Below are 11583 nucleotides of genomic sequence, written 5' to 3'. Positions count from 1 at the left end.
CGCCGACGCCACCCAGTGGCTCCAGGACACCGGCTTCGCCAAGGTCGAGGCCCGCCCCCTCATCGGCGGCTACACCGCCGTCTACGCCACCAAGTGAGCTCAGCTATAGGCACCTTGCGGTGACGCGGGGTACGTCGAACGGTGGGCGCCCCGACGGCTCGTGCACTGCCGCGGCGGACCGAGCCACCCTCCGGTGGCGGAACCGTGAGCGCGCCGTGGGTACAGCACTCCGGCCCGCCGCCGGCGGGCCGGCCCGGCCCGCCGGACGAACGAGGACAGCGGCATCAGCACCGTCGTCGGCGGCAGCCCGCCGTCCGTGCCCTCCAGGGCGCGGACGGCGACCAGGCACCTCGGCGTTCGGCGCAAGACCGGTCCGATTCGGGGCCACGGTGCCAGCACGGAGCCGTTCCGGCCGGCACGATGCCGCGGCCGGCGATCAGGCGGCCGCCGACCCGGCGTGGGCGGTGATGGCCTCGCCCGCCTCCCGGATGGCGGCTTCGACCTGCTCCGGGGTGTATCCGTTGACCGCGATGAACTCCACGTCCGTGATGCCGATCCAGCCGAGAACGCCGCGGATGTAGGGAGCGTGGAAGTCCATCGGCGCGAAGGCGGGGTTGTCGAAGTCGCTCCCCGACGCCCGCAGGACGACGGCCTTCTTGCCCCTCAGCAGACCCTCGGGGCCGTTCTCGCCGAAGGCGAAGGTCCTGCCGCCCATGACCACCTGGTCGATCCATGCCTTGAAGGTGGCCGGGACGCCGAAGTTGTACATCGGCACGCCGAGCACCAGGACGTCGGCCTCCTCGATCTCGCGGATCAGGGCCTCGGACGCGGCCACGGCCGCCTTCGTCCCGTCGGTCGCGGCCTCGGCAGGGCCGAAGACACCGGTGATCCACTCAGGCGAGACGAAGTCAGGGGTGTCGACGGCAAGGTCGCGGTAGGCGACAGTGCCCTGCGGGTTACGGGCCTGCCAGGCCCGGACGTACTCGGCGGACAGCCGTCGGCTCGCGGAGCCTTCGCCACGGGCGCTGGAGTCGATGTGCAGCAGGTGTGTCATGAGGTTGCCCTTGTTCTTTCTGTAGCGTTCAATCCATTTTCGGAACGGCCGTAGCGCGATCACCCGACCGGCTCCAACGCCAGCCTGCGGGAAATTGCTTCAACTTTCAATTAATGAGACTTCAATCACCTGCCCCGGGTGAAGAACGAGCGCCGGACGCGTGCCCGAAAGGGCAGCGGTGCCGGCGGTTTTCCCCGGTTTTCCCCGTCCGTCGCTCCGGCCGAAGTAACGGCGGGTAACTTTCCATAGGCTCTTCGTACGGGCGCCCGCAACCGCATCGAAGCGGCATTTCGCGCTGACCCCGAGAACGAAGGACGGCCATGCCTCACGCTGCCGCAGTGGTGTTCAGGGACTTCGACGACTCGGAACGCGACCTGCTCGTCCGCGCCGCCAGAACCGTGCTCCCCGATGCCGGATCCACCCTGGGCCCACCCGTCCACCACTCCTTGCGACGGGCCCTGGCCTGGCTGCCGGCATCCTTGGCCGCCAAGCTCGGCAATGGTTCGTCCCCGTCGGGGCTGACCATCCTCCGTGGCGTCTTCCACGTGGACGACGTAGCGCTGGGAGCCACTCCCGAGCACTGGACGAAGGCACACGGCGACGAGCTCTGGGACGTGCTCGTCCTCCTGCTCTCCACGGCGCTCGGGCGACCGATGGCGTTCCCCGACCGCCAGGAGGGCCGCTTCGTCCACAATCTCCTGCCCTCCGCGCGCCACAACGCCCGGCGGGGAGCGGCCGCCGGCGCCCGCCTCGACATGCTCCGCACCGAGGATGCCTTCCACCCGCAGCGGGCCCACCTGCTGCTCATCGCGTGCATGCGCAATCGCGACGCCGTCCCGATGCCGGTGGCCAGCATCCGGCACGTCTCGCTGGACGAAGACGACCTCGATACCCTCATGCGCCCTCACCTGCCGGTATATCCCGGCTCGGACCGTGCGCCCGCCCGCTTCGTCGACCGACCGACGCCCGTTCCCGTCCTGTGGTCGACCGACGAGGGCCTGATGATGCGATTCGACCCCGGCCGCACTCCCTTGCAAGACGCCTCGCCGGAATTCAGCCGGGCCTACGGACACCTGGCCGATGCTCTGGCCGACGCGGCCTTGCACTGCAACCTTGGCGCCGGTGACGTCCTCGTGGTCGAGAACGACGCCGTCGCGCTCGGCGGTGCACTGATCTCCGCACGACGCCATGGCAGCGACCAGTGGTTGAAGCGCGCCCTCGTCCACAGCCCGCACGGCGCCCGACGTCGTCCGACCGCGGAGGCGGAGGAATACGGATACGGTCACGCACCCCTGGTGGCGGATCTCGGCTGAACCCGAGGCCAACGCCCACCTCACACCGCGTGCCGGACGCAAAGGAGACAGACCGTTGTCTGCCGGACGCCATGTCGACGACAGAGGAAGTGTCGGGCCCGGTTCGCCGCTCCGCGGCCCGCGACCGGCTGCTGGGCACCGCGAGCCGGCTCTTTTACGGTGAGGGCATCCGCGGGGTCGGAGTGGATCGCGCCATGGCCGAGGCCGATGTGGCGCGAGGGACTTTCCACCGGCACCTCCACGGCAAGGACGACCTGGTGCTCGCCTAGGGCTGCCCCAGATCTCCTCCCCCGCCGACTTCCTCGCCACGGTGGCGTACGGCATCGGCGACGAGGTGTGGCGGTCGGGCTTTCGCGGCTGCCCGTTCATCAACGCGGCCGCCGAGTAACCCGACCCCGAGAGCGCGATCCACCAGACGGTGCTGCGGCACCGCGCCTGGTTCCGCGAGGTGCCGGTAGACGCCGTCGCGGCACTGGCGCCGGAGCCGCGGGTCGGCGGGCGGCCCGCCCGGTTGGCCAAGACCCGCGGGCCTTCGCGGCACACCAGCTGCACGCCCCAGGTGTCCGGCCGGCGGCAGCGCCTGAAAGGGAGGCCTCGCTACAGATCCTCGGCGCCCGCCGCACGCGCACGGGTGACATGTCGAGCGCCCCAGTCGCCGAGCGCCGCCAGGACGGGCCTCAGATCGTCCCCCACCGGTGTCAGTACGTACTCGTAACGTCTGGGATGTTCGGAGTACCGTCGGCGCGCGATGACACCGGACTTCTCCAGCTTGCGCAGCCGCTCGGACAGCGTGGCCGTCGGCACGCCGGTGTTGGCCTGTATCTCGCTGAACCGGTGAGTGCCGAAGGTCAGTTCCCTGATGACCAGCAGACTCCATCGGTCCCCGACAACCTGCAGCGCATCGGCGATCGCGGAAACGCGGGGGGCCCGGCCATCAATTGTTCTGACTCTCGAACTCACGCCACATCGAGCGACCCTCCGGGCGACAAGCCCATCCACGACAGAAATGATCTCCAGATTCCACCCGAAGCGCTCAGAAGGTGTGTCTGCAGAGCAAGATGGCACCGATCCGCTTGTGAAAGCGAGGCCGGGTCACATTACCCACGTTCAAGCGGTGCCGATCAAGACTGGGCGTCCAGCCATGCACGTCGGGGCGGAGGTGAAGGTCCGAAAGGGCGGACAAATACCGCCGGGTACCGTGGATCGAGATCGTTCCTCAGATGAACGGCTCTCAATCAGCGGGTAGCACTATGCCGAGCGCGATCATCGCCGGTGACGCGGGGCCGCCCTCGGACCGTTCCGTCTTGTAGCCCTTGACGCCCGGAGCGACGGTGCGGGGATCGATCGCCTCGGACGGCGCTCCTGTCTCGTACAGCCCCTGTGGCTGCTGATCACGATCGTGCGGCAGCAGCCAGAACACCCGGCGCCGGAACGTACCGGACGCCCGGGACGGTTTGGCGTCCTTGCCGAGAATCGCATACCCGACCATACGCCCGTCACGGTAGTAAGCGGGCTTCCCACGGCGCGAGGGCAGTCGGTCCAGGGATTGGCGCACATAGTCGAGCAGCGTCGGATCCTCAAGCCACACGAGTTCGGTCTCGTAGGCGATCTCTTCGGGGTCGATCAACGCGCTCACGGCTGCCGCTCCTCGATATCCGGGTCGGTAACCAGGCCGATGCCCGGATAGTACTTTCGCGAATTGGACAGGACCATGTCTTTTGGTGAGGCCATTCCCAACGCCTCGCGCACCCGAGCGGCGAACGCGCGGGCAGAGACAGGGTTGGCGCCTTCGAAACCGCACCAGCGAGTGTACGCGCCGTACAACTGCGCCTGCTCGGCTCTCATGCTGTCCTCGATCTTGCAGGACTCCGTCAGAAATCTGCCCACGTGGTCCTCGGTCTCGGCGTATGCCGTCGTGGCGACCTGGACCCGGACCGGCCCCGCCAGGTCCTTGTCGCCCGCGAAGTAGCGCCGGGCGCCGTCGACCAGCCAGGCAAGAATGCCCGGCCCCTCCTCCCGCACCAGAACACTCGCCAGGTTGTCGATCTTTCGTTCCTCGGATACCACCTGTTCGAAGGGAATCAGGCGCATCCGACGCCAGAAGGCGAAGCCTCCGGTGTTGACCTCGGGACGGTGGTTCCCCAACAGCCACAGCTTGTGCGTCGGGTGGAAAGAGAAGAAGTCCTGCCGCATACGCCGGGCCTTGAGCTTGTCGCCCCCGGTCAGAAGTTTGACCCGGGCCTCGTCGAAGCGATCGCCGGGCTTGAGCTCGGAGCAGACGATGATGCGTCGCCCGTGCAGTTCGGCGAGGTCGGTGGGGTGCCCCTCGAAGACCTTCGCCATCAGGAAGCCGGGCGGAGCCGCGTCGGCGTAGTCGCCCATGAGCTGCAGCATCACGTCCAGGAGCACGCTCTTTCCGTTCTTGCCCTGCCCGTACAGGAACGGCATCACCTGGGCCCCGACGTCTCCTGAGATGGAATACCCCAGCAGCAGGTGCAGGAAGTCGGCGGTACGGCGTCCTTCGGCATCGGTGCCGAACGTGTCGTCGAGGAACCGCTGCCAGCGTGGGGTGGGCATGGCGTGCGGTGCGACCGTGGTCGACCGGGAGTGGTGCTGGGTGGCCGGGTCGGGGGCCAGGAGGGCGCCGCTGCGCAGGTCCACGACGCCCTCGGGTGTGCACAGGGCATAAGGATCGGCGTCCAGGAGCGCGGCGTTCATCACCATGCCCGGGGATGCCTTCGCCTGCATGAGCAGCGCGTTCATCCCTGATGTGGACAGTGCGCGCCGCCGGTGCCGACGCAGCTCGGCCGTGGTGTACACGCCGGTCGGATCGGTGACGGCGATGGCCTCGGCCATCTCCCCCACCGCCCACAGAACCGTTTCCTCCTCGTCCAACTGCCAACGGTGTCCCGCCCACCGGTACCAGCCCAGGCCGGGAACATGGCGGTAGTCGCGGCCGTAGAGCTGCACGAACAGTTTGGCGTTGCCGCGGTCACTGAGGGAGTCCGGCAGCAGCCCCGCGGGTGTGGCCGTCTGATGAGGCGAGGGCGAGGGGGCCACGGCTGGTGTGGGGACGCCCGGGATCGTGAGGACCTGCTGGATCGCGCCTTGAAGGATCTGTTGCGCTGCGGCTGCCGGGTCGAAGGCGCCCGGGCCGCTGGCGGGCGGGGTCATGCGAGGTGTCCTTCGATGTGCAGCGGCCGCCGGGTGCCGGCCTCGAGCCCGCTCCGGATGATCTGGGTCGAACGCCTCTCCTGGCCGGGCCGGGCGTAGTCCGCCGCTCCTTTGAGTACACGCTCCAAGTCGCTGACGGTGGCGTAGCCGCCGGCGGCCAGCCCGCCCGCGGTGTAGGCGGCCCGGCTGAGTCTGTCGGTGAATCCCGTGTCCTCGCAGACCGCGACACAGGCGATCACCTCACGGAGCACGGACTCCAGGATCTGCGCCGCCCGGCCGCGGTCACCGGCTGCCGCGATGACGGCCTGCCGGGCGCGCTGCGGAAGGACGCGCAGGCGGGGGCCACAACGCTGCTGAGGCTGGTCCAGATGACCGGTGCGGGTCAGCTCGACGGCCAGCCACTCCGGCAGCCTCCGAGGGGCTCTCACCGGGCCGATCGGCAGGTAGGTGCCCGCCTCGGAGGTGGTACCGGGAGCGACGACGTATCCCCCAGCGGCTCGGACGGCGACCTGCCAGGCCAGCGCGCGGGCAGGGCCTGAACCTGTCGAACAGCGGAACTGGCGTCTGTCGTCGGCGCGGTACCAGATGTGCAGGCCACCCGAGGGGGTCCGCACCCTCAGTGTGTGTTCGTCGTCCGCGGGATCCGGCTTTTCGCGGAGCGCGGCCAGCAGTGCGAGCGTATGGAAACCGTGCTGGAGACCGGCGAGGTCGACCCTGTCGTGGATCTCTATGCCCGGAAGGAGTCTGTCCCTGCCTGGCACTGGCGTGGTGTGGGCCTTGACGTCCAGGACCACGAGCCCCGCGGGGCCGCAGGCCACCCCGACGCCGGAGTGCGGGTTGCCCGACCACCAGGCTTCGACGCGACCCCGATCCGTCGTGGCCGTGTCGGAGGCGTGGCACCACAGACCCTCCGCGTTGCAGGGACAGTTCACAGGGCTGTGGGCTCTCCGCTGACAAAAGGAGCAGTCCGGCGCGGCGGTCTCGCGCGCAGGAGCCAGCGGGAACACCGGCCAGCCCTGGGCGGCACACCAGTGGGCGATGCTCAGCATGTCGAAACGCCGTTCGGCGTGCCGGTCGTCATCGGCCATGCGCGGAGCACCTCACCTCGTTCGGTCGCTGTTTCCGTAAGACCCACCGAAGATCATTTCCAATGAAAAAGTCCAGGTCAGTCGGTAGTGCTGACTCTCGGAGCGACCGAAGCGACTCAACTTCCAGAACGGGTCAACACAACGTAGCCGAGGACCCGTCCGGATCGCCTCGAGCCTCAAACCTGGAGAGCCTCAGCGACCGACCCCCGCCCAGCGGCTCCCGCGTCGAGTCGCTGAACGTACAGTCGCTGAGAAAAATCCCAGGTCATAGGGCATTCAGGGATCTGCCCAGCGACCCAAGCGACTCTGGGTCCAATGTATGACGCGCACACGCACATCCCCGAACGTGGACATATACCGGAACCAGAGTCGCTTCAGTCGCTGTTCGGCTTGTCTCACTCTTCTGACCTGCATGTTCACTAGCTACCGAAGCTCAGCGACCCGAGTGACCGACGGCCCGAGCCCGCCACGGCGGGACGTGCGACACTGCCCTGTCGGGCAGATCCCCGACTCTAAGAGGCAAAGCGGTACACCGACTACGAGTGCCCTTTTTGCCGATGTTTTCCGACCATTCACCTCGGCACCGGCTGACCGAGCGACCGAAACGACTGAAGTCCGAAGATGCGCTCGCCGAATGGCGACGCCGCTATCGATCGGCGTAACCACTCGTCGGCGTCTCCGGCAGCGATACCGCGGAACGACCGGCCCAGGTCTGGGCCGGCATCGAAATAGTGGTGGCGCGCAGGACGTGAGAAGCCCGTCCCCTGTAGATCCGTGCTGTTTCGAGCTCGGTCTCAGGAGGTCGGGTGGTGCTGAGGGGCCCCGCAGACTTCAGCCGACGCCCAGCGGCGTCAGGCCCCGGCCGCTGCTATGTCCGCCGCGCGACCACGCTGCGAACGCGGAGTCTTCGCGCCGACCTTGCCCGGTTTGATGGTCCTGGGGTCGATGGCCTCACCGGGAGCGCCCACCTCGTAATCCCCGGTCGGATCGCTGTCCCGGTCATGAGGCAGCAGGAAGAAGGTCCGCCGGGCGAACAGACCGCTGTCGGGGTCGCGTTCGGCGTCCTGAGCGAGGTTGGTGTAACCGACAAGACGTCCGTCTCGGTCGTAGCGGGGCTTACCCCGCCGGCTGTTCACCTTGTCCAGGGCCTGGCGCACGTAGTCCAGGTTCTCCGGGCTCTCCAGCCACACCACTTCTGCTTCACCGGTGAGCTGGCTGTCTTGCAGCATCGAGCTCATGGCCGCAGACCCTCCTGGTTCCTGTCGCCCGTTGCCCGGTCGGCGTGGGCGTTCGTGTTGCTCGACCCGTGGCACCACGGTGGACTCTGGTCGGCGTGGCGTACTACATGGTACGGGCAGCAGTACACGTACCCCAGAGCTTGAGCGTTCATCACAGCCGCTCCCCCTGTCCGTGCCCGTGGTCGCCTGCCCCGGGGCCATCCCCGTCGGCACGCAGCGCGATACCGGGATAGAGCTTCTTGTCGTTGTTCTTGATCATTTCGGTGGGCGAGGACAGCCCGACCTCCTGGCGGATACGGCCGGCGAACGTACGGCTCGTGGCCGGGCGGATGCTTTCCTCTCCGCACCAGCGCACATAGGTCTCGTACAGGAGCTTCTGCTCGACCCGCAGGTCCGCGTTGCGTCGTCCGCCATGGCCCACGACGCAACGTTCGGTGATGAAGCGCCCGATGTGATCCTCGGTCTTCTCGTACGCCTCGGTCGCCAGACGGACGGACGAGGGCCCGTTCAGGGGTTCACGCGAGGACAGATAGCCCTGGGCCCCCTCGATCAGCCACTGCAGAATGCCCGGTCCCTCGTCCCGGACGAGCTCGGCGGCCAGATTGTCGATCTTGCGCTCGTCAGGGACCTTCCGTTCAAACGGAATCAGTCGCATACGGCGCCAGAACGCGTACCCTCCGGTGCCCACCTCGGGGCGGTGATTGCCGAGCAGCCACAGCTTGTGCGTCGGCGTGAAGGTGAAGAAGTTCTGCCTCATGCGCCGTGCCGTGATGGCGTCACCACCGGTGAGCAGCTTGACACGGGCTTCGTTGAACTTGTCGTTGGGCTTGAGCTCGCTGCAGACCACGATTCGCCGGCCGTGCAGTTCCGTCAGCTCCGTGGAGTGCTCGGTGAACTTGCCCTTTTCCATGAGGAAGCCGGGTGGGGCGGCGTTCGCGTAATCGCCGAGAATCTGCATCATGACGTCCAGCAGGACGGACTTGCCGTTGGCTCCCGATCCGTAGAGGAACGGCAGCACCTGCGCACCGACGTCACCGGTGACGGAGTAGCCCAGCAGCAGGTGCAGGAAGCGAGTGGTCTCGAGCCCCTTCTCGTCGTCCCCGAAAGTGTCGCGCAGGAAGCTCTCCCAGCGAGGGATGGACATCTTCTGCGGGCCGACCGAGGTGGCACGTGAATGCATGTCCACCAGGGGGTTGGGTTTGCGCAGTTCACCGGTCCTGAGGTCGACTACGCCGGTGGGCGTGCACAGGACGTAGATGTCCCCGTCGAGAACGTCCGGGTCCAGGCTCAGTCCGGGGGCCGCCTGCGCCTGCTGCAGGAGCGCCTTGACTCCCGACGTGGACTGCGTGCGGCGGCGGTGGGCCTCCAGCTTGCCGTCACTGAACTTCCCGCGGGGATCGGTCTCGGGCATCTGCTCCGCCATGTCGCCGGCCGCCCAGATCGCCGCCTTCTCCCCACCGGTGCGCCGCCACCGGTACTGGTCCCAGGTGAACCAGCCCAGGCCCTCGACATGACGGAAACGATCGTTGTACATACGGGCGAACAGCTTCGCGTTGCCCCGGTCCGTCAACTCGTCCGGGAACGCCCCCGATTCCGCAGCCGCCGTACCGACACTCCCGCTCTGCTGGGCCGGAAGCGCAGGCTGACTCAGCTGGCTCATCGGACCGAAGTCGAGAGCCTGCTGGTGGATCTGCTCGGCAGCCAGCACCGCGTCGAAGGGGACGTGCTCGGCGTTGCTCATGAGCGTCCTCGGGGATGGAACGGGCGCTGAGCGCCGGCGGACAGTGCGGAGTTGATGATCGACTGACTGCGCTGTTCCAGGTGGGGCCTGGCGTGGACGGCTGCCTCCAGCAGCTGTTCACGAACTTCGGCCTCGGTGACGTGCCCACCCTGCACCAAGCCGCCGGCGGTGTAGGCCGCCCTGTTGAGCTTCTCCGTGAAACCGGCTCCCTCCACGACGAGCCCACATGCGCGGACGTCTTCCAGCAGGGGCTCCAGAAGGCGTCCGGCTCGCTTGGGCGCTCGCCTCGCCCTCGGCAGTGCCGGCACGGGCCGGCGAGCCCTCTCGGCCGGGACATGGCCGGTGCGCGCCAGATCGGCTGCCAGCCATCGCGGGAGCGGGGCAGGGTGACGTGCCTCCCCGACCGGCATGTACGTACCGGCGGTCGTGCGGGTGGTCGGCGCGACGATGTATCCCCCGTCGGCCCGTACGTCTACCTGCCACGCCAGCGCCGTCTTCGCGCTCGAACCGACCGAGGAACGGTAGCGGGTATCCGGATCAGGATTGCGGTACCAGATGTGCAGACCGCCTGAGGGGGTGTGCACCCGGAGCGTGCGGGCGTCGTCCGCCGGGCTCGGTTCGCCACGCAGTGCTGCAAGGAGCGCGAGGGTGTCGAAGCCGGTGGCAAGCCCCGTGAGCGTGACCTCGGGGCCAATGGGGATACCCGGAAGCAGACGCGAGCGGTCGGGAACGTCTGTGGCGTGTGCGTCTACATCGATGACCACCAAGTCGGCCGGCCCGCAGGAAACCCCGACGCCGAAGCGGGGTTGGGCCGTCCACCAGGCATCGATCTGCGCGGCGGACGTCGTGGCCGCGTGGAAACCATGGCACCACCGGCCGGCGGCGGGGCAGGGGCAGGAACTGGCCGCATGTCGGTCTTCGCGGCACTGCTCGCAGTTCGCCGCCGGAGTCTTGTGCCAAGGAGCCAACGGATGCACCGGCCACCCCTGTGCTGCACACCAGCGGGCCACGGCGTGCGGCTCCGCTGTCCCCGCGGGGGCGACCGAGGATGTCGCATCGTGGCGTGACACTTGGCGTCCTTGTCGATCTCTGGCTGGAGGCTGCGTCAGTCCTGAGGGCTGTGCCTGGTCAGTCCTTGCGAGGCGGAGCTGACGGGACTGACGGGACTGAGATTTACGGCATGCGGAACTGAAGATTAGCGCACCCCTGTGACGCGGCAGGCCGGTGCGTCGAGCGTGTCGAAAGTTCAGTCCCGTCAGTCCCTCCGGGCCGGCGGTGGTGTCGCCCCGGGACTGAGGCTCGCAGTTCGGTCCCGTTTCAGTCCCGGCCACATAAACGCAGGTCAAAGCACCTTATCCCGCACTCGACGGGACTGACGGGACTGAGTGCGGGAGTTATCAGCTGAGTAGCGGTGTGTCCTACCTGACCTGCAGTGTTGTGTTCACGGGCGCGCATGCACACGCGCATCATGGCAATAACTACCGAGGTCAGTCCCGTCAGTCCCGTGCCCGGCGAATAAACTTGCTCTGACCTGGGCTTTTACGGCACGGGTCTGAACGGGACTCTTTCAGTCCCGTTCAGACCCGTGAGGCACGGTCCGTTTCACCTGAGGTGTGAGCGGGTCGATGTGCTTGCCGAGGCCGTTGCTGGATCTGGAGCGGATGCCCGCGGATGAGGAGCTGTACGGGGCGCTGCCGTATCTGGAGGCCAACTCGGACGCACTGGGGGGTGAGGAAGCCCGACGAACTTCGGCGCTTGCCAGGGCCCAGCTCTGGGAGTACCCCCGCGAGCGGGCTGACATCCACCAGCAAAGGGCGGTGGAGGATGCCGGGAGAGCCGCCGGTGAGTGGCCGGACCTGGCACCCGCTCTCGCGGGGAGGGCTCCGAGCGCCCCCTACAACAAGGCGTTACACCTGCGGGCTTCCGCCATCACGGACACCGCGCAGGAGGAAGAGCCGTTACGACGTACTCCGGA

At 67.8% G+C, this 11583-nt stretch carries 10 protein-coding genes; 2 read left to right on the top strand and 8 right to left on the bottom strand.

The features are described from left to right. Window positions 1-436: 436 nt before the first annotated feature. The gene (locus tag ACZ4O3_RS39810) at window positions 437-1054 is read right to left on the bottom strand and encodes an FMN-dependent NADH-azoreductase (protein WP_467727136.1); all 618 of its coding nucleotides are present in this window, start codon (window positions 1052-1054) and stop codon (window positions 437-439) included. 320 nt (window positions 1055-1374) lie between these two features. Between ACZ4O3_RS39810 and ACZ4O3_RS39805 the strand changes: the two genes are divergently transcribed. Further along, window positions 1375-2367 carry a Fe(II)-2OG oxygenase family protein gene (locus ACZ4O3_RS39805; protein WP_467727134.1) on the top strand — a complete coding sequence of 331 codons (993 nt, stop codon included), beginning with the start codon at window positions 1375-1377 and terminating at the stop codon, window positions 2365-2367. Between the two features lie 71 nt (window positions 2368-2438). Further along, the gene (locus ACZ4O3_RS39800) at window positions 2439-2636 is read left to right on the top strand and encodes a TetR/AcrR family transcriptional regulator (protein WP_467727133.1); all 198 of its coding nucleotides are present in this window, start codon (window positions 2439-2441) and stop codon (window positions 2634-2636) included. Window positions 2637-2964: 328 nt separating this feature from the next. Here ACZ4O3_RS39800 and ACZ4O3_RS39795 read toward each other — a convergent pair whose 3' ends face one another. The 7 genes from ACZ4O3_RS39795 to ACZ4O3_RS39765 all read right to left on the bottom strand — a co-directional run bounded on the left by ACZ4O3_RS39795 (window position 2965) and on the right by ACZ4O3_RS39765 (window position 10618). Further along, window positions 2965-3327 (bottom strand): winged helix-turn-helix transcriptional regulator, encoded by a 363-nt coding sequence (locus tag ACZ4O3_RS39795; RefSeq protein WP_467727131.1) that lies wholly within the window; start codon window positions 3325-3327, stop codon window positions 2965-2967. Window positions 3328-3598: 271 nt separating this feature from the next. Next, entirely contained in the window at window positions 3599-4003 is a 405-nt protein-coding gene (locus ACZ4O3_RS39790; RefSeq protein ID WP_467727129.1) for a DUF6009 family protein, read from the bottom strand. Further along, a complete protein-coding gene (locus ACZ4O3_RS39785) occupies window positions 4000-5541 on the bottom strand; it encodes a DNA primase family protein (RefSeq protein ID WP_467727127.1) in 1542 nt (513 codons plus the stop codon). Before ACZ4O3_RS39785 ends, ACZ4O3_RS39790 begins: the two co-directional genes overlap by 4 nt. Further along, a complete protein-coding gene (locus ACZ4O3_RS39780) occupies window positions 5538-6629 on the bottom strand; it encodes a bifunctional DNA primase/polymerase (protein ID WP_467727125.1) in 1092 nt (363 codons plus the stop codon). The genes ACZ4O3_RS39785 and ACZ4O3_RS39780 overlap by 4 nt, the downstream gene beginning before the upstream one ends. A gap of 851 nt (window positions 6630-7480) precedes the next feature. Next, window positions 7481-7867 (bottom strand): DUF6009 family protein, encoded by a 387-nt coding sequence (locus ACZ4O3_RS39775; protein WP_467727124.1) that lies wholly within the window; start codon window positions 7865-7867, stop codon window positions 7481-7483. 151 nt (window positions 7868-8018) lie between these two features. Further along, on the bottom strand, window positions 8019-9608 hold the full coding sequence (locus ACZ4O3_RS39770; RefSeq protein WP_467727122.1) for a DNA primase family protein: 1590 nt from the start codon (window positions 9606-9608) through the stop codon (window positions 8019-8021). After that, window positions 9605-10618 carry a bifunctional DNA primase/polymerase gene (locus ACZ4O3_RS39765; protein ID WP_467727144.1) on the bottom strand — a complete coding sequence of 338 codons (1014 nt, stop codon included), beginning with the start codon at window positions 10616-10618 and terminating at the stop codon, window positions 9605-9607. Before ACZ4O3_RS39765 ends, ACZ4O3_RS39770 begins: the two co-directional genes overlap by 4 nt. Window positions 10619-11583: the final 965 nt, after the last annotated feature.

Source organism: Streptomyces sp. NPDC026515, from assembly GCF_055567595.1.
This window is presented reverse-complemented; position numbering and strand designations above follow the sequence as displayed.

Excerpts from the sequence above, each read along its gene's own strand:
- ACZ4O3_RS39810 (WP_467727136.1), bottom strand. The coding sequence starts at position 1,054 with ATGACACACCTGCTGCACATCGACTCCAGCGCCCGTGGCGAAGGCTCC.
- ACZ4O3_RS39805 (WP_467727134.1), top strand. The coding sequence starts at position 1,375 with ATGCCTCACGCTGCCGCAGTGGTGTTCAGGGACTTCGACGACTCGGAA.
- ACZ4O3_RS39800 (WP_467727133.1), top strand. The coding sequence starts at position 2,439 with ATGTCGACGACAGAGGAAGTGTCGGGCCCGGTTCGCCGCTCCGCGGCC.
- ACZ4O3_RS39785 (WP_467727127.1), bottom strand. The coding sequence starts at position 5,541 with ATGACCCCGCCCGCCAGCGGCCCGGGCGCCTTCGACCCGGCAGCCGCA.
- ACZ4O3_RS39780 (WP_467727125.1), bottom strand. The coding sequence starts at position 6,629 with ATGGCCGATGACGACCGGCACGCCGAACGGCGTTTCGACATGCTGAGC.
- ACZ4O3_RS39775 (WP_467727124.1), bottom strand. The coding sequence starts at position 7,867 with ATGAGCTCGATGCTGCAAGACAGCCAGCTCACCGGTGAAGCAGAAGTG.
- ACZ4O3_RS39770 (WP_467727122.1), bottom strand. The coding sequence starts at position 9,608 with ATGAGCAACGCCGAGCACGTCCCCTTCGACGCGGTGCTGGCTGCCGAG.